The sequence below is a fragment of the Sporolactobacillus sp. KGMB 08714 genome (assembly GCF_036598985.1).
Classification (GTDB): domain Bacteria; phylum Bacillota; class Bacilli; order Bacillales; family Sporolactobacillaceae; genus Sporolactobacillus.
In genome coordinates this window covers 283,023-303,530 of the sequence record NZ_JAUUBW010000012.1, presented here as the reverse complement: position 1 = coordinate 303,530, position 20,508 = coordinate 283,023, and the positions used below count along the sequence as shown (strand labels likewise).

Here is a 20,508-nt window from a genome sequence, read left to right as displayed (position 1 = left end):
GGTGATAAAATGGCAAACTTGCTTGAAGTTAAAAATCTGAACGTTCAATTTGATATTTTCGGCGCCGTTGTACAAGCTGTCCGCGGTGTCAGCTTTGGACTTAATGTGGGAGAGACCCTGGCCATAGTCGGTGAATCGGGTTCGGGGAAATCGGTCACATCTAAAGCAGTCATGGGATTGATCCCCAGTCCGCCGGGGAAGATTACGTCCGGAGAAATTTTTTTCGACGGGCATGATCTCGTAAAATATACACAGAAACAGATGCAGAAAGTTAGAGGGAAAGATATCTCGATGATTTTTCAGGATCCGATGACTGCCCTGAATCCGACTATGAAGATCGGAAAGCAGATTATGGAAGGCCTGATCAAGCATCAGCATCTCGCCAAGAGCGAGGCAAGAACCAAAGCGGCGGAACTTCTGAAACTGGTCGGCATTCCGAATCCGGACAAACGTTTGGATGAGTATCCGCATCAGTTTTCCGGCGGCATGCGGCAGCGTGTCGTCATCGCCATTGCCCTGGCCTGCAACCCGAAAATTCTGATCGCCGACGAGCCGACCACAGCGCTGGATGTGACGATCCAGGCCCAGATTCTCGACCTGATGCGCGACATTCAGAAAAAGACAGGCACCGCGATTATTCTGATTACTCATGATCTGGGGGTTGTTGCCAATCTCGCACAGCGCGTCGCCGTTATGTACGGCGGAAAGATCGTTGAAACCGGGACGCTTGAAGAAATCTTCTATAATCCGAAACATCCGTATACATGGGGGCTGCTGTCTTCCATGCCGAAGCTGCATGCCAAGACGGACAAACTGCTGGCCATTCCGGGAACGCCTCCCGATCTAAGCGATCCGCCGAAAGGATGTCCGTTTGCCCCGAGATGCCCTCATGCAATGAAGGTATGCGTGGATCATATGCCGGATTACACCAAGCTTTCGGCGACACAGAAAACGGCCTGCTGGCTGCTTGACGAACGGGCGCCGAAAGTCGATCCGCCGGCAACGATAGGAGTAGGGGGGGAATAAAACACATGGCTGAAACGAGAGAAAAACTGCTTCAGGTTAAAAATCTGAAAAAATATTTTAAGGTATCGAGAAAAGAGACCCTGAAGGCAGTCGATAATATCACATTCGATGTCTATAAAGGTGAGACATTCGGCCTTGTGGGGGAATCAGGCTGCGGGAAATCAACCACGGGCCGAACGATCATCCGCCTTTATGAGCCGACAGAAGGAAAAGTTCTTTTTGACGGTGAAGAAATCGGAGGAAAACTTTCCGCTAAAGCGAGGAAAAATCTGAGCAGACACATGCAAATGATTTTCCAGGATCCATATGCGTCCCTGAACCCAAGAATGATGGTTAAAGACATCATCGCAGAGGGACTGGATATACATCATCTCGTGACGTCGAACGAGGAACGGATGGATCACGTCTATCATCTGCTGGAGACGGTCGGGCTGAACCGTGAGCATGCCAATCGTTATCCGCACGAATTCAGCGGCGGGCAGAGGCAAAGAATCGGTATTGCCCGGGCACTCGCCGTTGATCCGGATTTTATCATCGCCGACGAGCCGATCTCGGCGCTTGACGTTTCAATTCAGGCGCAGGTCGTCAACCTGCTTCAGGAATTGCAGGAAAAACGCGGTCTGACTTTCTTGTTTATTGCCCATGATCTTTCGATGGTCAAGCATATCAGCAACCGTGTAGGCGTTATGTACCTGGGCAATATGGCGGAGCTCGCTTCTAGCGATGAGCTCTATGATCATCCGCTTCATCCGTATACACAGGCTCTGCTTTCGGCAATTCCCGTGGCCGATCCGAAAATCGAGCGTACGCGCGAACGGATCATTCTTCAGGGGGACGTTCCGAGTCCGATTGATCCTCCGAGCGGCTGCCGCTTTCGGACACGCTGCCCTTTCGCAATGGATATCTGCGCCCAGGTCAGGCCGAAATGGCATGAAGTTAAAGAGGGGCATTGGGTAGCCTGCCACCTTCATGATGAGGGATTGAAAAAGTAAACAGTGCATGCAAATGTTAAAAAAGGACAAGCGGCCGGCAGGCATATCAGCCCAACGGCCGCCTGTCCTTTTTTATTTCCGGTACTTGCGGGTCAGGTGGGCCAGGTAGAGCAAAATGGTCAGAATCAGAAGGATATTGATCAGCAGACTGCTGAACAGATGGAAAAAATAGTGCAGAATAATGGCTCCGGCAAGGATGCCCGCGGCCAACATCGTTAGTCTGCGCATCATTTATAAAATCATCCTCTCCGCTAAATGATTCATTTTTTGCAAACAGGGCCTGCAGAAGCTGCATACTTTCTTGCCCGGTTACGTACATTATATAAGAAAGATCCTCTCATCGGACGTGCTGCAGGAAGAGAGAGGGAAAAAAGAAAGTATGTCCAAAATAGGGACTTCGAAAAACAGTCTCAAGTGGAGAAAAGCCAATCGACAGCATTCGACGCTTATTGAGAAAAGATGACCGTCTTTGAGAGAAGACCTTTAAGAGGCTCTTGACAAGTGAGGCCAGCGGGGTTGACAATAGGGAGAGAAAGAAAAAAACAAACAGGGTGTAGTGGGGCGGCCGATAGCATTTAACACGGTTAAAGGAGGCGAAAACCTGTGAAACCTAAGGAAGTCAGGCGCAGGCGCAAACATTCCATCCGCAGATGGCTCAAGGAAACGCTCGGCCAATTGCAGCCGAAATCGAAGGATGCGCCGACAGCAAATCTTAAATTGCCTGCGTAATGTAAAATATGAAGGGTTTCGCTCATTATGTCAGAGAGAATGGGTTAGAGGAGCTTCTTTCGGATCGGGAAGTTCCTTTTTGCTATATAAATTTCTTATTAACAGATAACGCCCAGATCGGGGCCCTAATTGTCGAAAAAGAAAGGTAAGAGGAGAAGAGAGGACGGAATGGGTCATAAAATGAAGAAAAATGAAAAATTATTTTACAGAAAAAGGGGTATGAAAATTAGAAGTATTATTATATAATAAAAAAAGCAACAGATAATGAGAAGTTGTTATTATCCAAAGGAGGGTGAAAAATGGTCACATTATATACATCTCCAAGCTGTACGTCATGCAGAAAGGCTAAAGCTTGGCTTAAAGCTCATGACATACCTTTCAAAGAACGAAATATCTTCTCAGAACCACTGTCCATTGAAGAAATAAAAGATATTCTTCGTATGACCGAAGACGGTACGGACGAAATTATCTCAACGCGTTCAAAAGCATTTCAGGAATTGAATATACAATTGGAAACGATGTCGATTCAGGATCTGTTTAAATTGATCAGAGAGAATCCCGGCTTGCTTCGCCGACCGATTATGTTGGACGATAAACGTCTTCAGGTGGGTTATAATGATGACGAAATCCGTCGTTTTCTGCCTAGAAAAGTCCGCACTTTTCAATTGCAGGAGGCTCAGCGGCTGGTAAACTGAGATCCGTTCTATGCGAATCATTGAAAAACAGCAGGGCATTCTCATGAAAGGAGAATGCCCTGCTGTTCTTTCCTGTCTGGAATCGGCTGAGGTCGGTGCCGAAGAATATTGCCTTTTCCGAAGAGCATGCTGTCTGACAAAATTTGTCGCCGCTGCAAAGAATATCGTCTTCATCTTCATCGCAGGATGTTGTTTGCCGGGAGATGCCGTCCGGCAATCTATAAAACTAGCCAATCAGGATTTTCCAGCCATGCGGCTGGAAGAAAGCAGGTTGGCGAGCCAGCCCAAAGCGATCACGGAAATGATCAACAGAGGCGGAAAATAAAATGCCAGCTTTTGATAATTCATAAAAAAGGACTGAAGCATCGGTTCGTCCAGGATCATTTCCGATGCTGTGTAGACAAGAACGCCTCCTCCTGCATAAATAAGAAACGGAAGATGCTCCATAGCAATGAGGATCAGCTGACTGCCCCAGACAATAATCGGGACAGAGAAGAGCAGACCGACGGCGATAAAACCGATATGTCCCTTGGACGCTCCGGCGACTGCCAGCATGTTGTCCAGTCCCATGACGACATCCGCAAAGACGATGGTGCGCACGGCAAAAAAAAGCGAGGTTCCTGCCTTGACATCATGTTTTTCTTCCTTGTTTACGAGCAGGCGAAAGGCAATAAAGATCAGAAAAATACCGCCGGCCAGCAAGAGATAGGGAATATTCAGAAGAGAAACAACCATGGCCGTTAATCCGATCCGGAGTATAACAGCTAAACCGGTCCCGATAAAAATGGCTTTGTTTCTCTTTTTCTCATGAAGTTTCCGGCAGGCAAGCGCAATGACAACTGCATTATCACCGCCAAGGATAATGTCAATGATAATAATCTTCAGGATGGAGATCAGGATGCCGAGGTCAAAGGACATACATGAAAACCCCTTTCGTCTGTTCCGTTTCAGCTTATGCGGACTTGTCCCGAATCATTCCGCTGCTTCATTTGCAGGATCGATCGGGTCGTTTCCCCCAAAAAAGTCTGTTACCAAAATCCTGCTGACTGCCCGAAACAATAGGCATAATTAAGCGCAGCAGTCAGTAGGATGATAGAGATCGATCCGAAATGCGGGCAAGTGTGGAATATTGGAAAGACTGTGTTTTTTTTATTTCATTCGCTAATGATTTGTCATACAATAAAAGTACGAGAACAAGTTGTCTTACTTTATAGACGGTCACTCCCCATGCCATGGATGAAGAAGGGAGAGATAGCGATGAAAATAGAACGGATCAATGAGAATACTCTTAAGTTTTATATCAGCTACATCGACATTGAAGACCGCGGATTTGACCGGGAGGAAATCTGGTACAATCGTGACAGGAGCGAGGAACTCTTCTGGCAGATGATGGATGAAGCTCACAGTCAGGAATCCTTTTCACTCGAAGGGCCGCTCTGGATACAGGTTCAGGCACTTGAAAAGGGCATGGAAATCATTGTCACACGGGCACAGATTTCAAAAGACGGCTCCAATCTTCAGTTCCCTGTATCTGCGGAAAAGCAGCCGGACGGACCGGTGAATGAAAGCGGCGGGACAGATCCTGAAGACCGTCTGCCTGAGGAGGGCAGACAGGAGAAAGGGGAAGCATACGTAAAGCCAAGATATAATCATACAACTGTTCACAAAAAACGGGGAGCCAACCGTTCTTTTGTTCTTGAGTTTGAAGATATAGAAGACCTGATTTCACTCAGTCATGCTTTTGAAAACGATCCATCCGTCGATACGGCCCTGTTCGTTTACAATGAAAAGTATTATCTCAGTTTGCAGTTTCCCGAAGAATTTGCGGACGACCGCCGGGCTGACGACCTGAGTACCATGCTGGAGTTCGGCGCTGAAACAAACGTGACTCGTTCCATGCTTCAGGAGTACGGCAAAGAACTGATCGCTGCACGGGCACTTGAGACAATCCAATCCCATTTTCCTTTGATTCCATGAGTTCTGCCGGGATGGTATTCGTAATGGATGATAAAGAGGATTGTCGGCGGCCGGCCTGTTTGTATTTTTAGAGGCTGTTCCTTAAGTCGCTTTTCTTCGACAAGGGAACAGCCTTTTCTCTGCCTGAAGGCGCCGATGCGCGATCTCCGTCATTGTGATAAAGCGATCTGACAGGCAGGAGAAAAAATTTATTTGTCGAATTTGGTTATCGTTGACTATTAAAGGCGAAGGTCGTGATGGAATGCTCATTGCAACTTTGGATGACGGACGCCGGATATCTCTTGTTTCCACAAAATTTACCCGGGATCAGCTGAACCGGCTGAGAAGCAGGGAACGGTTCTATTGTCCGGTCTGCCGTTCGCCGGTTCGGCTGCGGCTTGGAAATAAGAAAAAGTGGCACTTTTCCCACCATCCGAAAGATCCCTGCATCGTGGAAACAGAACCCGAATCGCCGATTCATCTAAGCGGAAAAGAAGATTTATTCCAATGGACGAAAGTAAACGGCCGCATGCCCGAACTGGAGCGTTACCTCCCGGAGATTCGCCAGAGGCCCGATATTTATTTGCCGGGTATTCGGCCGATTGCTCTGGAATATCAATGCAGTACCCTTTCAGAAGAGAAATTCCGCGAGCGAACAGACGGATACACAAGCCTCGGTATCCGCCCAATCTGGATATTGGGAGGCGCGCGCCAGAAGAAAAGCCGATTTCTTGCCAGACTGTCGGGTTTTGAGTCTCAGACAATCCAATTTTCAAAACGATCGCCCTCCTGCCATCCCTTCTTCTCTCCATATTATGTTTGCTACTATTATCCCGCAGAAAAAAGAATCTGTTTTGCAGCCCAGCTTCATCCCGTCTCGAAAACCGTCTATATTGCCCGGGAAATAAATCAAGTCCTTTCGGCAGCCAGGCCTTATCAGTTAATGATGCCCTCCTTTCCTTTTTCATCTGAAACTTTCAAACAGGATTGGAACGACTGCAAAAGGCGCCGCCGCCTGAACCCCCCGTCTCATCTCGCGCGCGAGGAATACTGGCTGCGCATGCAGGCCTATCGATTGAGAATCAACTATTCATCTTTTCCCTCTTTTGTCGGACTCCCGCATCGCGACTATATCCATTTTTCCCTTTCGCCCTGTCTGTGGCAGATGTGGATTTACATCATCATGACCCATGGTCCGGCCGATGGATGGTTCACAGCGGACATGCTGATGCAAACCGGGAAAATAGGGGAGAATGAGACTGTTTTTGTCAGAAGGCCCCTTCCGCTCTGCCCGAGACGTTCAGGGGCAGAGGTGATCAGAACTTATCTTGGACAGCTGGTTAAACTGGGAGCAGCGGACAGAAGGGGAGACACCTATCGCCTGCGTTCTGCCCGCAGAACGGGAGAATCGGCCGTCGATCAGCTTCTGAAACAGGACCGGCTTGTGCTCGATCTGCTGGAGCATGAACCGGATCAATAAAGACCGAGCGGCTGCTTTTTGCGCAAACGGGTAAAAAGAAGTACGATGAAATTGGTTATTTATTCCTCAGTGAAGAACAACTATATGGAGGTGGCGTCATGGCCGGTGAACAGACAGCGGCCCTTCCGAAAAGGGAGGATGTTCCAAAAGAAGAAACATGGGATCTTGAAGCAATTTTTCCCGATATCCAATCATGGGAAGCAGCTTTTCGGAAAGTCAAAGATCTTGTGCCTGAGGTAGAGGCGTATAAAGGGAAACTGCACGAATCTTCAGAGACGCTGCATGCGATGCTGCAGAAGGAGGATCAACTGACCGAAATTTTGAACAGAGTCTATGTATACGCCCATATGAAGTCGGACGAAGACACGGCCGATGCAACTTATCAGGCGCTCCATGACCGGGCGGGAAGTCTGGCTGCGGCGATTGCCGGCAGGCTGGCTTTCATAGTGCCCGAAATACTGGCCATCGCTCCGGAAAAGCTGAACGGTTTTCTGAACGAGAACAAAGAGCTTCAGCTTTACCGGCATGCCATCGATGAAATTACGAGAACAAGGCCGCACGTGCTTGATGCGGAAAAAGAAGCACTTCTGGCTGCCGCAAGTGACGTGACGGATGCTTCTTCCGTTACGTTCGGAATGCTGAATAATGCCGATCTCAGATTTCCGAAGATCAAGGATGAAAACGGCCATGACGTGGAGATCACGCACGGACGCTACGGAAAGCTGATGGAAAGCGAAGACAGGCGGGTCCGCAGGGAAACGTTTGAAGGCATTTATGCCACTTACGGCTCATTTAAAAATACACTGGCTTCGACACTCGGCGGCCAGATTAAACGCGATAATTTTTACGCGGCGGCGAGGCACTATAAATCGGCGCGCGAGGCGGCTCTTTTTGGCAATGCGATCCCCGAATCGGTTTATGACAATCTGATCAAAACCGTTCATGAGCATCTTCCTTTAATGTATCGTTATGTAGCTCTCCGCAAGAAAGCCTTGAAAATTGATGAACTGCATATGTACGATCTTTACGCGCCGCTTGTTGCCAATGCAAAAATCAAAGTAACCTATGAAGAAGCGAAGGATCTTGTTTTGAAGGGACTTGCCCCTCTCGGCGAAGATTATCTGGATGTGATCCGCGAAGGTTTCAGGAAGCGCTGGATTGATGTCAGGGAAACGCAGAACAAGAGAAGCGGCGGCTATTCAGGCGGGGCATTCGGCACGATGCCGTATATCCTGCTGAACTGGCAGGACAACGTCAACAGTGTGTTTACGCTGGCCCATGAACTCGGGCACTCGATGCACAGCTACTATTCGCGCACCTGCCAGCCCTATCCTTATTCGGATTATTCGATCTTTGTCGCGGAAGTGGCTTCGACATGCAACGAAGCCCTGCTTAACCATTATCTGCTTGAAAATACCGATGACAGGAAGGAAAAATTATATCTGCTGAATAATCGGCTTGAGGGCTTCAAGGCAACAGTCTTCCGGCAGACGATGTTCGCGGAATTCGAACAGATCATCCATGAGAAGGCGCGTGCCGGTGCGGCGCTCACGGCCGATCTGCTGACCGGCCTTTATTATGATCTGAACAAAAAGTACTTCGGCGACGGGATTGTCGTCGATAAACAGATCGGTCTTGAATGGGCCAGAATTCCCCATTTTTATTATAACTACTACGTTTATCAATACGCGACCGGATACAGCGCGGCCTCCGCTCTTTCAAAGCAGATCCTTGAAGAAGGGGCACCCGCGGTGGATCGCTACAAAAACTATCTGAAGTCGGGCAGTTCGGCCGATCCGATTGACGTCCTGAAGAAGGCAGGCGTCGATATGGCCGAACCGAAACCGGTTCAGCAGGCGATGGAAGTGTTCGAACAGGTGCTGGATGAAACGGAACAGCTGATGTTTGAATAAAAAAAGCAATAAAAAAGGCTCGAGAAAAGCGGCCGATCCGGCTTCGCTTTTTTTGAGCCGTCATTTTTTTTTCGGGTGAACGGTAAGAACCCTGATCAGCAGAAAAATGATCAGAAATAAAAATCCTCCGGACAACAGCAGCGAATGAAGATGCATCAGGCCCAGCAGGTAGTAAAGAAAACAAAGAGCGGCCATGACAGCCAGAAGCAGTGCGGTCAGCGGCTTCATATCCATCCATCCTTTAAAAAATGATGTGTTACAAGCCTATGAGCGCTTAATCCGCAATATACTTCCAATAAGTGCCGCTTCTTAGCACGATCGGTTCAATCAGCTGCTGCAGCTGCAGCTTGCGCAGTTCCTTCAGAGCATCTTCTTCCGACAGATCATAGACAACCGAGACCTCTTTGGTGGCGAGAAAACTCTGCTGCCTGAAATATTCTTTCAAAGACGGGGGAGGGCTGGCGACAGGCGTGTCGCCGAGCAGTTCCGTCAGTATCTGAACGTAAACATCGTAAGCATAGCGTCCGTTGACCTTTACGGCTTCTGAATCGCCGTCCGCCGTAGAGAAGACAAGCGACGGCAGTTCTGTGATCGCCATCTCGTTCGCCAGCCTGCGGTCGCACTGGAGCGATTTAATCGATCGGCAGGAATGAAAGTCGCTGTTGAATTCGTCAATATCCAGTTTAGCAAGACGTGCGACTTCAAGCAGTTCGCGAAGTTGATTCATTCCCTTTTTTCGAAAAAAAATCTGCTCCCTGATCCGTCTGAGAAAACGATTGCCGGCGGCCTTCCCCTGGAATTCGGCAGCCTTAATGGAAAGGGCGACAGCATACGGGGAAGGAGGATTTTCAAACCAGACATCGCTGTCGCAGCACATACCCGTCAGATGGGCGTACTTATCCCATTCTTCGGCGATTTTTCTGGCCTGGTTAAACTGGCAGCAATTTTCCGTATCATGTTTCGTCGTCAGTATAAATCGAAAGGTGAAGTAATCGTGATATTCCAGGAAAAATTTTTTCATTAACGGCTCGAGACCCCAGCATTCCGCACAGAGGGGATCGATAAAGGCTAAAATCTCCACACGGTGGAAATTTCTGGGACGCTTATACCTCGAACAGATGATGTGGCCCGGTGTTCCTTCACATGTTGATCGATCATCGTAAAAGATCATGGGAAATCACCCCTCCGGTATAATGAAATGCAGGCTGATTAATCATATGATGTGCCGTTTTCGACAATCTGTCGAAGATGATTTCCCGATATCCGGCTTCCAGACCGATATCATTCATTGCCTTGCTCATGCAGGCAAGCCAGGCATCGGCCTCCTCCGCACCGATCTTGAAACGCAGGTGGCGCCTGCGCAGCATCGGATGGCCGTGTTCCGCTGAGTACAGCTGAGGCCCCCCCAGCAGCTGCGTCAGAAACTGTTTTTGTTTCCGAATCGTCTCGCTCATGTCGTCGGGGAAAAGAGAAGAAATGACCGGATGAAGCTTTACATGGCGATAAAAGGCTTCAACGAGACTGCTCACGGTTTTTTCTCCGCCGATCGCTTCAAACAATGGCAGCCCACTCCTATTCATGATGATAAAATTCAACCTTTCTTTTGTTAATATTTTATCTGTAATCTATCCGGAAACGTGTTGAAGAAAGATGTCGATCCTATTTACTATGACGGTCCATGCGCCATTGCCGCAGACCGGATTCGTTTCAAAGCGGAAAGCCCCTGAAACTTTCTATATTGTAACAAGACTAAGCGGCATCGGGCAACTAATCCATACTTTCGGCTGCTTCTTCAGGACTTTTCAGAAACATCTTCAAAAGGTAGAAAAGTCTGTTTCGTCTTATGAATGAAAAAAATAAGACATTTTCTCAGATGGTTGCATCCGATTCGGAAAGTGCTATAATTTGAGGCCCATGGAGGAAAATCGGCTGTTTACGGGACCTGAAGCCGGTTATATTAAGTATTGATTCTGACATTACGACAAGGGAAGACGGAAGCTATGCACCGGACGGTTTTAAGAGAACTGATGAAGAAGTTGTTGATTGCCGTTTGCTCGGCTTTTCTATGTGCGCTGAGCATGAATTTCTTTCTAATTCCGGCTAAAGTCTATGCGTCGGGAATTAATGGTGCCGCTCAGCTGATGACGGACGTGCTGCGTGATTATTTTCATCTGAGCCTGTCGATCGGAGCTCTTGTTCTCTTATTGAATCTGCCTATTGCTCTGCTTGGATGGTTTAGAGTCGGAAAAAGCTTCACCTTTTTCAGTTTTGTCACCGTGCTGTTTACTTCCTTATTTTTATCCGCTATTCCGGTTTATCCGCTGTCGCATGATCTCTTGCTGAATGCGATTTTCGGCGGCATCATCTCGGCAGTCGGCGTCGGTATAGCGCTCAAATACGGGATTTCAACGGGAGGGCTCGATATCATTGCCATTTATCTGACAAGAAAGAACCGCAATGCATCGTCGGGCAAATATTTCCTGATTCTTAACGGGATCATTATTGTCGTTGCCGGAGCGGTGTATGAATGGCAGTACGCCCTCTATACGCTGATATCGAGGTTTGTCAACAGCTATGTCATTGACATGATTCATACCAAATACCAGAAGCTGACTGTCATTACGGTGACTGAACAGGCGGATAAGCTGGTCAGTGCCATCCAGGATCAGTTTGATCGCGGAGCGACGGTCATTCCGTCTTATGGGGGCTTTACGAAGAAAAAGCACTATTCGGTGATGATTGTGATCAGCCATTATGAGCTTTACCAGATGGAACAGCTGATCAAAAGAGTCGATCCGAATTCTTTTACAGATATTCTGGAAACGAATAAGATCATCGGCGTTTTTCACACGGAGGAACAGCAGCGTGCGGTTCAGGCGATGAAACACGGAGAGACCTCCGAAAAGGCCAAACACGCGCTTGGAGACAAGGATTACCATCACTTTGAGCAGCTGTTCCATGCGAAGGCAAAGAACGGCGGCCTGTCCGGCCGTTTTCCGTTTCAGGGTGAATAAAAAAGGCGGTGCTCCCGATTGGGCACCGTCCTTTTTTCATTCGGCAACTTTGTAGTGGGAGAAGACAAAATCCTTGAATCGCGTGGCGGCCGGAGAAAGGTAGCGGTCCTCATACCAGGACAGCCCGATCTGGCGCTCGCAGCTGGGCCAGCTCACGTGCAGCTTGGCGACCTTGCTGCTGTCGATTTCCTCCTGATCGGGCAGCAGTGCGACGCCGAGGCCGGCGGCAACGAGGCCGGCAAGCGTCGTCACTTCTTCGCCTTCAAATGTGATGTTCGGGGTAAAATTGGCCTTTCTGCAGAGCTTGTCGGCTATTTTGCGCAGCTCGAATCCCGGCTTATATGAGATGAGCGGTTCGGACTGTATCTCGTCCAGGGTAATGGACTTCCTTTTTGCCAGACGATGCGATGCCGGAACCATGATGAACAGCTCTTCAGTCCAAAGTTTTTCCCATTGAATGTGCGGAAAATCGAAGGCATGATGCACCAGGCAGAGATCGATTTCACCCACCTGCAATTGCCTGAGCAGGGAAATGTTATTGTTTTGATAAAGTTTAATCTTTGTATGCGGATGGTTGCACTGGAACGTCCTTAAAATATCAGGAACCATATTCACCCCTAATGTATGGAGAAAGCCGAGCGAAACTTCGCCGTATTCCGGATCAAGGAGCGCCTGGATCTCCCTCTTCGTCTCCTCAATCTCCTTCAGAATGCGATTCACATGCTTCAGAAAAAGTTTGCCGTACTGATTGAGGATTATATTCCGCCCCTGCCTTTCGAAAAGGCTGACGCCGAGTTCTTCTTCCAGGCGGGCAATAGACCTGCTGAGCGCGGGCTGCGAAATGGACAGAGCTTCAGCCGCCTGGGTCATATGCTGAAGCCGGGCGACTACCTGGAAATATTCGATTTGTTGCCACTCCATATCAATCACTCCTTGGATGGATGAGGGCAGACGTGATTTTGCAGGGGAACTTTTTTTGAGCAATGAACCGGCCTGTCCCCCCTATATAAGATACCACAATATGACCGCTGTGCATGGATGGCATGCACAATATCAATTAGACATTATTAATAATCTGTCATAGTATGAGAAATACCGACAAAAGGGAAGGGATGGACATTTCATGGATTATCTTTCACCAGAGAACAGGGATTTTAGAAAAACATTGATTGCCCTTTTTCTGGGAAGCTTCATCATGTATGCGGATTTATACAGCACACAGCCGGTGATCGCCGTCATTGCCGCGCAGTTTCACGTTTCTCCTGCGGCAGCGAGCCTGACGCTTTCGGCGGCTACCGGCGCTCTCGCTATTTTCCTGTTTTTTGTATCCTTTACTTCAGGCATGTTCGATCGGAAAAAAATCATGACGCTCGCGCTCGGTTCATCGGCCGTCCTTTGTTTTGCCGTCGGTTTTATTCACTATCTTCCGCTTTTGGTCGCCGTCCGCTTCATCCAGGGAGCGATGCTGGCCGGATATCCGTCCATTGCTATGGCTTACATCAATGAAGAGTTCGATAAGCGCTGTCTCGGCTATGTCATCGGGATTTACGTCAGCGGCAACAGCCTCGGCGGACTGGCCGGACGCCTGATCGTCGGCACTGTCAGCGATGCCTATTCGTGGAACGCGGCTATCGGATTTCTCGGCTTGCTGAATATGGTCATGTGTGCCCTATTTATTCTATTCCTGCCAAGATCAAGGCATTTTGATGCCAATAAAATTTCATTGAAGCGAACGACGGCAGGCTTTATTGAGAATATTGAGTCGCCTGCACTTGTCCTGATTTATTGCCTCGGTTTTATTCTGATGGGCGGTTTTGTCACGGCTTATAATTATATAGGTATCCCGTTGATGCAGCCGCCATACAATCTGAGCCAGACTTTTGTCGGTTTTATCTTCCTCATCTTTCTGGTCGGCACATTCAGTTCCGCCTGGATGGGCAGACTGTCCGATCGTGTGAGCCGGGCGGGAGTGGTTGCCTTCTGTCTGTCACTGATGGTGGCCGGCCTTCTGATCACGATGAGTGCGCCGCTGATTGTGAAAATCATCGGCCTCGCTGTCTTTACTTTCGGCTTTTTCGGCGGCCATTCCGTCGCCAGCAGCTGGGTCGGCATTCTCGCAAACCGCCGCGAAAAGGCACAGTCCGCGTCTCTTTATCTGTTGTTCTACTATGTGGGATCCAGTGTTGAGGGTTCCGTCGGGGGAATTTTTCTCGCGCGTTTCGGCTGGGCGGGCGTTGTTTCCATGGTTGCATTGATCTGTTCGGCCGGCGTTCTGCTTTCCTTTGCTGTCGGCAGGTTGATAACAGACAAAAATCATCACCCCCGCCGCCACAGCCATCATCAGCATAGAATCGTCGGCCAGCATATTTAAAAACCCGGAACTTTGAATGGTCCGGCCGGACGTTCGCTGCTGATTTTTTGTGCAATATTTGTATAATATAAGATAAGGTGACGGATACGTGTCTGAAGAACGAAGGATAACGGCTGCCGGGATCATTCTCATGGGATGTATGCAAACCGTCTGTACGTGATTATAGACAAAGAGGGTGTTTTTGTTGACGACATTTGAAGAGTACAAATATGAACGGCCGGATGTCGGATCCTGCGAAAAGGCATTCGAGGCGGCTTTCGCTGCGTTCGGCACCGCCGGTTCGGCGGCCGAAGCCGAAAGCGCGGCAGAAAAGATCAACGCACTGCGCAAGCATCTGGATACGATGTATAACCTTGTCGAAATCAGGCATACCGTCAATACGGACGATCCCTTCTATAAGGCGGAAAATGACTTTATGGATGAGACTCTGCCGATTTTCGAAGGGAAGACAACGCAATACTACCGGCTGCTTCTGGATTCCCCGTTCAGGGGCGATCTCGAAAAAAAATGGGGGCATCAACTGTTTGCCCTGGCAGAGGCCCAGCTCAAATCCTTCTCTCCGGCAGTCATTCCCCTGATGCAGCAGGAGAATAAATGGGCTTCCAAATACACGGAACTGATTGCCGCCGCAAAAATTTCTTTTGAAGGTGAAGAGCGCACGCTCGCTCAGCTCGGCCCGTTTACGGAGGTTCCGGATCGGGCGAGGCGGAAGGCTGCCGCAGAGGCCCGTTTTGGTTATTTTGCCGAACATGAGGCGGAATTTGATGACATTTACGATCATTTAGTGAAGATCCGCACGGAAATTGCCCGCAAACTCGGATTTGAAAACTATGCCGATCTCAGCTATTACCGGATGGCGCGGATCGGATATGATAAAAAGATGGTCGCGGCGTATCGGGAGCAGATCCGTAAAAATGTCGTTCCGGTTGCAAACCGGCTGTATGAACGCCAGCAGAAGAGAATCGGAGTCGGCACGCTGAAATATTATGATGAAGCGTTTAACTTCAGATCCGGAAATGCCGTTCCGAAAGGTGATTCGCAATGGATCATTAGGAACGGAAAGAAGATGTATGAAGAACTGTCTCCGGAAACAGGCGAATTTTTTCATTTCATGATCGACCGCCATCTGATGGACCTTCTGGCAAAAAAAGGAAAGGCAGGAGGCGGTTACTGTACCTATCTTTTCGATTATGAGTCTCCGTTTATTTTTTCTAACTTCAATGGAACATCCGGCGATGTCGATGTTCTGACTCATGAGGCGGGCCATGCGTTTCAGGTTTACTCGACACATTTCGCCAGCCCTGAATATTGCTGGCCGACTTATGAAGGAGCCGAGATCCATTCGATGAGTATGGAGTTTTTCACGTGGCCGTGGATGAATCTGTTTTTTCAGGAGGATACCGAGAAACGTAAATTCTCTCATTTGAGCGGTACACTCTTATTTCTGCCTTACGGCGTCGCTGTCGATGAATTCCAGCATGTCGTCTATGAACATCCTGAACTGACGCCGGCCGCAAGGAAACAGGCATGGAAGAAGATAGAGGAAAAATATTTGCCGCAACGGGACTACGACGGTTTTGATTTTCTTGAGCGCGGCGGCTTCTGGCAGAAGCAGGGACATATTTATGAATCTCCGTTCTATTATATTGATTATACATTGGCGCAGGTGTGCGCCCTGGAGTTCTGGATGAAACTGCAGAAAGATTACAAGGGAGCCTGGAAGGATTATCTTCATCTTTGCAAGCTGGGGGGAAGCCGCCCGTTTTTAGAGCTCGTGAAGGAGGCGGGGCTGGTCTCTCCTTTTGAAAAGGGCTGTGTGGAATCCGTGATCGATGCCGCCGCCTCATGGCTGGAGCGGATTGACGACCGTGCCTTTTAAGGTCCTCAGTCAACCGGTTTTTCAATGGCATACAGTAAAACGGCCGGTATCGGGAGCGTGTCTGCAGCTTCCCGTACCGGCTGTATTTGTGTGCGATCAGTATAAAATTAAAACGGCCGGACAGAATTGATGCGTTCCGCACCTGCAAAGGAAGCTTCGTCTGTGCAGCCCGGCGCAGCTTTTTCCTGTCTGCCGGATCATACGGACGCCTGCCGGCTTTCCGAGTTAAATCCGTTCAGCACGCGTTTGACATAGGCCTGTGTTTCGGCGAAAGGGGGAATCCCGCCGTACTTCGATACATTGCCGGCGCCGGCGTTGTATGCGGCGACGGCCAGGCTCGTGTTCCCGCCGAACTGATTCAGCAGTTTTCTTAAATATTTTGTGCCGCCTTCAACATTCTGAACAGGATCATAGGCGTTGGAAACACCGAGAGATCGGGCGGTTCCCGGCATTAACTGCATCAGGCCCTGTGCCCCGGCGGCGCTCGTTGCATTCGGATTGCCGCCGGACTCCGCCGCGATTACGGATGAAATCAGCCGTGCGTCCACCGAATATTTTTTGCTCATCGCGTCGATGATTCCGCTGTAGGAAGGCGACCCCGCCTTCGCCGTGTTTTCCGTTCCGGCGGCAGCAAGCGTCGCTGCATTCACCGTGCCGTTCTGCTGTGTCCGGCTTGCCGCAGCAGCGGCTGCCGTGCGGCCGGAAAGAGGAACGGAAGCAGCGAGCTGCCGCCACAGCTCGTCTGCCGTACCGGCGGCACTGCTGCCGGAGGAGGCCGCTGCTTCCGTCGTACCGCTCTGCCCCGTCACAGGCATTTCCATAAGAAACATCAGTTCATTCAGAATAGCCGAGAAATCATTGTTTCCTGTCTGAGACGAAAAAGTATCCGGTGCAGCGGCATTTCCGGATATCTCCAGGGACAAAAGCTGTGATAAAGTGCCTGGATCGATCGCCATCAAAGATCAGCTCCCTTTTCCCGAAGTGCCTGATAAAGACGCATCATTTTGTTCTTTGAAGGCCTGCGCGGAATCGAGCATTGCGACAGCAGTTCCTCGAAAAGAAGACAGCCTGTCCGGCGATCTTCTGCCTCAAATTCCAATTCATAATCATTGTGCTCAAAATAATAACTGTGATCGATAAATAATTGGCCGTTTTTGTAAGGAAACTGTGTGCGCAACGTCGTCAGTTCGCCGATATGGATCAGATGATCCACATTAATATCCATATCGGTGATCGCCTGCTCGACATTTCCGGCCGGTATGACGCCGAAATGAATCAGATTAAGGCTTTCTTCGTCAGAGAGCCACTGATGTGTCTCCAGAATAGCGCTCTCATGAGGCTGTTTCAGGGTCAGATCGTGCCGGCCGTCGATATGCCGGATGCGCAGCGCCGATTTTTTCTCGCGAAGTGCAAAGGTCGGCGTATCGAAATAGTCATTGACCTGTTTGAAAAAAGAAGAAGCGTCCAAACTGAACTTCCGGCAAAGAGATGAGAACTCTTCCGGAGTCAGCATGTTTTTAAATTCTATTTCCAATTCCTGAGCCATGCGTGATTACTCCTTGACGGCTGCGTTCCGTACGTTCAATTTGATAAACTCGTAAGTTCTCTTAAATTATGACATAATGGTGATGAAGAAACAACCGTTCTTAAAGTTAATTTTCGACCGGGGAGGATGCATGCCTGCCTTTTAACATAAGATGATTGTTGCGTAATTTACAGCTGGAGTGATCAGGAATGGAATGGGACGTTTTTCTTGCACCGTACAGACAGGCGGTTGATGAACTTAAGGTCAAACTGGGCGGGTATCGTGATTTTTACAGGATCGCGCTGCGGGATTCACCGATTGAAAGCGTTACCGGACGGGTGAAACCGGTAGCAAGTATTCTTGAAAAAGCCGGACGCAGAGGCATTCCGCTGAGCCAGCTGAGCACTCGGATGCAGGATCTGGCCGGCCTTCGCGTAACCTGCCAGTTTGTCGACGATATCATGAAAGTGGTCGAGATGATTCGCAGCCGAACGGATATGCATGTCGTTGAGGAAAAAGACTACATCAAAGAAAAAAAGGAGAGCGGTTACCGCTCTTATCACGTCGTTGTTCAATATCCGCTTCAGACCATCACCGGCGAGAAAAAAATTCTTGCGGAGATTCAGGTCCGGACACTGGCCATGAATTTTTGGGCGACAATCGAGCACTCATTGAACTATAAATATCAGGGCAATATTCCGGCCGATGTAAAGACCCGCCTGCTGAGGGCCGCGGAGGCGGCCTTTCGGCTCGACGAAGAAATGTCGCAGATCCGTGAGGAGATTTTGACAGCTCAGCAGCATTTTTCACAGAAAAAGACAGATGAAGAATAGAAATAAAGAAAAGAGCAAAAGCCCGGCATGAGGCATTCACGCTGCGTGCGGAAGGAGTTCGGAGAGGAATGGACGAAAAAGAAGAGACAACACTGGCGGCCGGCATCCCCGCGGGCCGGCTTAAATCATTTGCCGTGGAGACAAGAGACGACTCGTTTTCAAATGAACTCAGGAAACGGATCTGCGACTATCTGACCGATTTTCAATTAAGATATGACGAGAAAGAGCCGGACATCGTGATTTCGGTGGGCGGCGACGGGACGATGCTGCAGGCTTTTCACCGGTATGTCCACCGGCTGAACGACACCTCCTTCGTCGGCGTACATACCGGCCATCTGGGCTTCTATGCCGACTGGACGGCGGCGGAGGTCGAAAAGCTGGTCATTTCGATTGCCAGAAACAGTTTTAAAATTGTGGAATATCCGCTGCTTCAGGTCGCGGTCAGCTACACGGACGGCAATAAGGAAGCGAGCTATCTTGCCTTGAATGAATGCACAGTCAGGAGTGCCGAAGGGCTGCTCGCTGCCGAAGTGCTGATCCGGGAGGAGAAATTTGAGACTTTTAGGGGAGACGGACTCTGTTTTTCGACGCCGACCGGGTCGACTGCTTATAATAAAGGCCTTGCAGGGGCGATTATCCATCCGTCGCTTGCATCGATACAGCTTGCGGAAATTGCTTCGATCAATAACCGTGTATACCGGACGCTTGGCTCTCCGGTTATTCTGCCGAAACATCATCATTGTCAGGTCAGGCCGGTTACGGACGAGCGTTTTAATGTGACGATTGACCATTTATCGACGCTGCATCATCATGTCAGGCAGATTGAATTTGTCGTCGCAAGAGAAAAAATCCGTTTTGCCAGATTCCGTCCGTTCCCGTTCTGGCGCCGTGTCAGAGATTCATTCATCGGATGAACCCGGGGAAGCGTCCGCGATCATGACCGGCAAAAACAAAGGAAAGGCGAGTGAATCAGGATCGGACCGCCCGACGGTCCCAGAATCGTATGGAAGAACCTAGCTATCGCATTGAAAAGAGAATCGATGCATCGTATCACGGTGTGCCGATGCTGGACTTTTTAAGAAAAGAAATGAAAATATCGCACCGGACACTTTCCGCCATTAAATACAAGGGCGGCCATCTGCTGATTGACGGCGAAGACCGGACCGTTCGCCATGTGTTGAAGGAAGGGGAGGTGCTGACGATCCTGTTTCCTCCCGAAACGCCGAGCCATTTTCTGGTTGCCAGCAGCATGCCTCTGAAGATCGTGTACGAAGACGACTGCCTGCTGGTGATCGATAAGCCGGCGGGAATACCTGTGATCCCGTCACACCAATATCCATCGAAGACACTGGCCAATGGACTACTTGCCCATTTTCAAAAAGAAAATCTGCCGTCGACCGTTCACATTATTAACAGACTGGACCGCAATACATCGGGGCTGATGCTGGTCGCGAAACACCGATTCAGTCATGAACGATTCTTCAGGATGCAGAAACGGAAGGAAATTCAGCGCCGCTATCTGGCGTTTGCCGACGGGGTGCTGGAAGAGTCCGAAGGGACAATTGACGCGCCGATCGGGCGTAAAGACGGAAGTGCGATTGAACGGGCAATCGACTGGCAGTCGGGCAAGCGTTCAATCACGCACTACAAAGTACTGAAACGCTATGCCGACAGAACACTGGTTGCCGTCCGTCTGCAGACGGGGCGGACGCATCAGATCCGCGTTCACTTTTCATCGATCGGCCATCCGCTGCTTGGAGACGATTTGTACGGGGGACCGGCCGATAAAATCGGCCGACAGGCACTCCACAGTTTTGAACTGGTTTTTGTCCATCCATTAACCGGCCGGCCCTTTCATCTGCACGCACTGTATCCCGAGGATATGGCGCGTCTCGCCGGCGGGACGATTAATCTGGAAAAGATATAAACGGGCCGGCTGCAGTCGGCCCGGAAGAGGGGACAAAAATAAATCCGCTGTTCGGAAAACAGATCGCGAGCCGGGTCCGATGTTCTTTCAACCGGGTTTTTTGACCAGCCCGCCGCGGCCGCCTCAAAATGCTTTTCGGCTGCGGCAATCGAAAAGTCCGCATTCCTC

At 49.5% G+C, this 20,508-nt stretch carries 21 protein-coding genes; 13 read left to right on the top strand and 8 right to left on the bottom strand.

Features of this window, described 5'->3' with window-relative positions:
• The first annotated feature begins 9 nt into the window (after positions 1–9).
• Positions 10–1,026, top strand: coding sequence for an ABC transporter ATP-binding protein (locus Q6A92_RS07580; protein WP_274397642.1), 1,017 nt, complete (start codon positions 10–12; stop codon positions 1,024–1,026).
• 5 nt (positions 1,027–1,031) lie between these two features.
• Complete coding sequence (locus Q6A92_RS07575) at positions 1,032–2,018, top strand: ABC transporter ATP-binding protein (RefSeq protein WP_332237535.1); 987 nt, start codon at positions 1,032–1,034, stop codon at positions 2,016–2,018.
• A gap of 72 nt (positions 2,019–2,090) precedes the next feature.
• Here the strand turns inward: Q6A92_RS07575 and Q6A92_RS07570 are convergent, their stop codons facing one another.
• A complete protein-coding gene (locus Q6A92_RS07570; RefSeq protein ID WP_274397640.1) occupies positions 2,091–2,249 on the bottom strand; it encodes a hypothetical protein in 159 nt (52 codons plus the stop codon).
• Positions 2,250–2,621: 372 nt separating this feature from the next.
• On the opposite strand from Q6A92_RS07570, the gene Q6A92_RS07565 reads away from it, so the two are divergent.
• On the top strand, positions 2,622–2,747 hold the full coding sequence (locus Q6A92_RS07565) for a hypothetical protein (protein ID WP_274397639.1): 126 nt from the start codon (positions 2,622–2,624) through the stop codon (positions 2,745–2,747).
• Positions 2,748–3,046: 299 nt separating this feature from the next.
• The gene (spxA, locus tag Q6A92_RS07560) at positions 3,047–3,442 is read left to right on the top strand and encodes a transcriptional regulator SpxA (RefSeq protein WP_274397638.1); all 396 of its coding nucleotides are present in this window, start codon (positions 3,047–3,049) and stop codon (positions 3,440–3,442) included.
• Positions 3,443–3,676: 234 nt separating this feature from the next.
• On the opposite strand, the gene Q6A92_RS07555 is transcribed toward spxA, so the two are convergent.
• Positions 3,677–4,360: a TerC family protein gene (locus Q6A92_RS07555; protein ID WP_332237534.1), complete on the bottom strand. Its 684-nt coding sequence runs from the start codon at positions 4,358–4,360 to the stop codon at positions 3,677–3,679.
• A gap of 339 nt (positions 4,361–4,699) precedes the next feature.
• Here Q6A92_RS07555 and mecA point away from each other — a divergent pair, with 339 nt between their 5' ends.
• The 3 genes from mecA to pepF all read left to right on the top strand — a co-directional run bounded on the left by mecA (position 4,700) and on the right by pepF (position 8,791).
• Positions 4,700–5,419 carry an adaptor protein MecA gene (mecA, locus tag Q6A92_RS07550; RefSeq protein WP_332237533.1) on the top strand — a complete coding sequence of 240 codons (720 nt, stop codon included), beginning with the start codon at positions 4,700–4,702 and terminating at the stop codon, positions 5,417–5,419.
• A gap of 241 nt (positions 5,420–5,660) precedes the next feature.
• A complete protein-coding gene (locus tag Q6A92_RS07545; protein ID WP_274397635.1) occupies positions 5,661–6,878 on the top strand; it encodes a competence protein CoiA in 1,218 nt (405 codons plus the stop codon).
• A 98-nt stretch (positions 6,879–6,976) separates the two neighbouring features.
• On the top strand, positions 6,977–8,791 hold the full coding sequence (gene pepF, locus Q6A92_RS07540; RefSeq protein ID WP_274397634.1) for an oligoendopeptidase F: 1,815 nt from the start codon (positions 6,977–6,979) through the stop codon (positions 8,789–8,791).
• A 60-nt stretch (positions 8,792–8,851) separates the two neighbouring features.
• On the opposite strand, the gene Q6A92_RS07535 is transcribed toward pepF, so the two are convergent.
• From Q6A92_RS07535 to Q6A92_RS07525, 3 genes are read right to left on the bottom strand one after another with little or no spacing between them, the layout of a single operon-like run.
• Positions 8,852–9,019: a hypothetical protein gene (locus Q6A92_RS07535; protein ID WP_274397633.1), complete on the bottom strand. Its 168-nt coding sequence runs from the start codon at positions 9,017–9,019 to the stop codon at positions 8,852–8,854.
• 46 nt (positions 9,020–9,065) lie between these two features.
• On the bottom strand, positions 9,066–9,962 hold the full coding sequence (locus Q6A92_RS07530) for a DsbA family protein (protein WP_274397632.1): 897 nt from the start codon (positions 9,960–9,962) through the stop codon (positions 9,066–9,068).
• Positions 9,946–10,371, bottom strand: a complete 426-nt coding sequence (locus tag Q6A92_RS07525) for a globin domain-containing protein (protein ID WP_332237532.1) — start codon at positions 10,369–10,371, stop codon at positions 9,946–9,948. Before Q6A92_RS07525 ends, Q6A92_RS07530 begins: the two co-directional genes overlap by 17 nt.
• A gap of 420 nt (positions 10,372–10,791) precedes the next feature.
• Here Q6A92_RS07525 and Q6A92_RS07520 point away from each other — a divergent pair, with 420 nt between their 5' ends.
• Positions 10,792–11,805, top strand: coding sequence for a YitT family protein (locus Q6A92_RS07520; RefSeq protein ID WP_332237531.1), 1,014 nt, complete (start codon positions 10,792–10,794; stop codon positions 11,803–11,805).
• A gap of 36 nt (positions 11,806–11,841) precedes the next feature.
• Here Q6A92_RS07520 and Q6A92_RS07515 read toward each other — a convergent pair whose 3' ends face one another.
• On the bottom strand, positions 11,842–12,726 hold the full coding sequence (locus tag Q6A92_RS07515; protein ID WP_332237529.1) for a LysR family transcriptional regulator: 885 nt from the start codon (positions 12,724–12,726) through the stop codon (positions 11,842–11,844).
• A 202-nt stretch (positions 12,727–12,928) separates the two neighbouring features.
• Here Q6A92_RS07515 and Q6A92_RS07510 point away from each other — a divergent pair, with 202 nt between their 5' ends.
• Complete coding sequence (locus Q6A92_RS07510; RefSeq protein ID WP_274397628.1) at positions 12,929–14,176, top strand: MFS transporter; 1,248 nt, start codon at positions 12,929–12,931, stop codon at positions 14,174–14,176.
• Positions 14,177–14,360: 184 nt separating this feature from the next.
• A complete protein-coding gene (locus Q6A92_RS07505; RefSeq protein WP_332237528.1) occupies positions 14,361–16,055 on the top strand; it encodes a M3 family oligoendopeptidase in 1,695 nt (564 codons plus the stop codon).
• A 197-nt stretch (positions 16,056–16,252) separates the two neighbouring features.
• Here Q6A92_RS07505 and Q6A92_RS07500 read toward each other — a convergent pair whose 3' ends face one another.
• Together Q6A92_RS07500 and Q6A92_RS07495 are read right to left on the bottom strand one after the other, a co-directional pair.
• Positions 16,253–17,011 (bottom strand): lytic transglycosylase domain-containing protein, encoded by a 759-nt coding sequence (locus Q6A92_RS07500; protein ID WP_332237527.1) that lies wholly within the window; start codon positions 17,009–17,011, stop codon positions 16,253–16,255.
• A complete protein-coding gene (locus Q6A92_RS07495) occupies positions 17,011–17,601 on the bottom strand; it encodes a CYTH domain-containing protein (protein WP_274397625.1) in 591 nt (196 codons plus the stop codon). The genes Q6A92_RS07500 and Q6A92_RS07495 overlap by 1 nt, the downstream gene beginning before the upstream one ends.
• A 188-nt stretch (positions 17,602–17,789) precedes the next feature.
• Between Q6A92_RS07495 and Q6A92_RS07490 the strand changes: the two genes are divergently transcribed.
• From Q6A92_RS07490 to Q6A92_RS07480, 3 genes are all read left to right on the top strand, one after another.
• Positions 17,790–18,413 (top strand): GTP pyrophosphokinase, encoded by a 624-nt coding sequence (locus Q6A92_RS07490; protein ID WP_274397624.1) that lies wholly within the window; start codon positions 17,790–17,792, stop codon positions 18,411–18,413.
• 68 nt (positions 18,414–18,481) lie between these two features.
• Positions 18,482–19,327: an NAD kinase gene (locus tag Q6A92_RS07485; RefSeq protein ID WP_332237526.1), complete on the top strand. Its 846-nt coding sequence runs from the start codon at positions 18,482–18,484 to the stop codon at positions 19,325–19,327.
• 89 nt (positions 19,328–19,416) lie between these two features.
• Positions 19,417–20,340 (top strand): RluA family pseudouridine synthase, encoded by a 924-nt coding sequence (locus tag Q6A92_RS07480; protein ID WP_443029702.1) that lies wholly within the window; start codon positions 19,417–19,419, stop codon positions 20,338–20,340.
• The last annotated feature ends 168 nt before the right edge of the window (positions 20,341–20,508 follow it).

Excerpts from the sequence above, each read along its gene's own strand:
- Q6A92_RS07525 (WP_332237532.1), bottom strand. The coding sequence starts at position 10,371 with ATGAATAGGAGTGGGCTGCCATTGTTTGAAGCGATCGGCGGAGAAAAA.
- Q6A92_RS07495 (WP_274397625.1), bottom strand. The coding sequence starts at position 17,601 with ATGGCTCAGGAATTGGAAATAGAATTTAAAAACATGCTGACTCCGGAA.
- Q6A92_RS07480 (WP_443029702.1), top strand. The coding sequence starts at position 19,417 with ATGGAAGAACCTAGCTATCGCATTGAAAAGAGAATCGATGCATCGTAT.
- Q6A92_RS07530 (WP_274397632.1), bottom strand. The coding sequence starts at position 9,962 with ATGATCTTTTACGATGATCGATCAACATGTGAAGGAACACCGGGCCAC.
- Q6A92_RS07535 (WP_274397633.1), bottom strand. The coding sequence starts at position 9,019 with ATGAAGCCGCTGACCGCACTGCTTCTGGCTGTCATGGCCGCTCTTTGT.
- Q6A92_RS07545 (WP_274397635.1), top strand. The coding sequence starts at position 5,661 with ATGCTCATTGCAACTTTGGATGACGGACGCCGGATATCTCTTGTTTCC.
- Q6A92_RS07580 (WP_274397642.1), top strand. The coding sequence starts at position 10 with ATGGCAAACTTGCTTGAAGTTAAAAATCTGAACGTTCAATTTGATATT.
- Q6A92_RS07555 (WP_332237534.1), bottom strand. The coding sequence starts at position 4,360 with ATGTCCTTTGACCTCGGCATCCTGATCTCCATCCTGAAGATTATTATC.
- Q6A92_RS07575 (WP_332237535.1), top strand. The coding sequence starts at position 1,032 with ATGGCTGAAACGAGAGAAAAACTGCTTCAGGTTAAAAATCTGAAAAAA.
- Q6A92_RS07500 (WP_332237527.1), bottom strand. The coding sequence starts at position 17,011 with ATGGCGATCGATCCAGGCACTTTATCACAGCTTTTGTCCCTGGAGATA.
- Q6A92_RS07510 (WP_274397628.1), top strand. The coding sequence starts at position 12,929 with ATGGATTATCTTTCACCAGAGAACAGGGATTTTAGAAAAACATTGATT.
- Q6A92_RS07570 (WP_274397640.1), bottom strand. The coding sequence starts at position 2,249 with ATGATGCGCAGACTAACGATGTTGGCCGCGGGCATCCTTGCCGGAGCC.
- pepF (WP_274397634.1), top strand. The coding sequence starts at position 6,977 with ATGGCCGGTGAACAGACAGCGGCCCTTCCGAAAAGGGAGGATGTTCCA.
- mecA (WP_332237533.1), top strand. The coding sequence starts at position 4,700 with ATGAAAATAGAACGGATCAATGAGAATACTCTTAAGTTTTATATCAGC.
- Q6A92_RS07520 (WP_332237531.1), top strand. The coding sequence starts at position 10,792 with ATGCACCGGACGGTTTTAAGAGAACTGATGAAGAAGTTGTTGATTGCC.
- spxA (WP_274397638.1), top strand. The coding sequence starts at position 3,047 with ATGGTCACATTATATACATCTCCAAGCTGTACGTCATGCAGAAAGGCT.
- Q6A92_RS07485 (WP_332237526.1), top strand. The coding sequence starts at position 18,482 with ATGGACGAAAAAGAAGAGACAACACTGGCGGCCGGCATCCCCGCGGGC.
- Q6A92_RS07515 (WP_332237529.1), bottom strand. The coding sequence starts at position 12,726 with ATGGAGTGGCAACAAATCGAATATTTCCAGGTAGTCGCCCGGCTTCAG.
- Q6A92_RS07490 (WP_274397624.1), top strand. The coding sequence starts at position 17,790 with ATGGAATGGGACGTTTTTCTTGCACCGTACAGACAGGCGGTTGATGAA.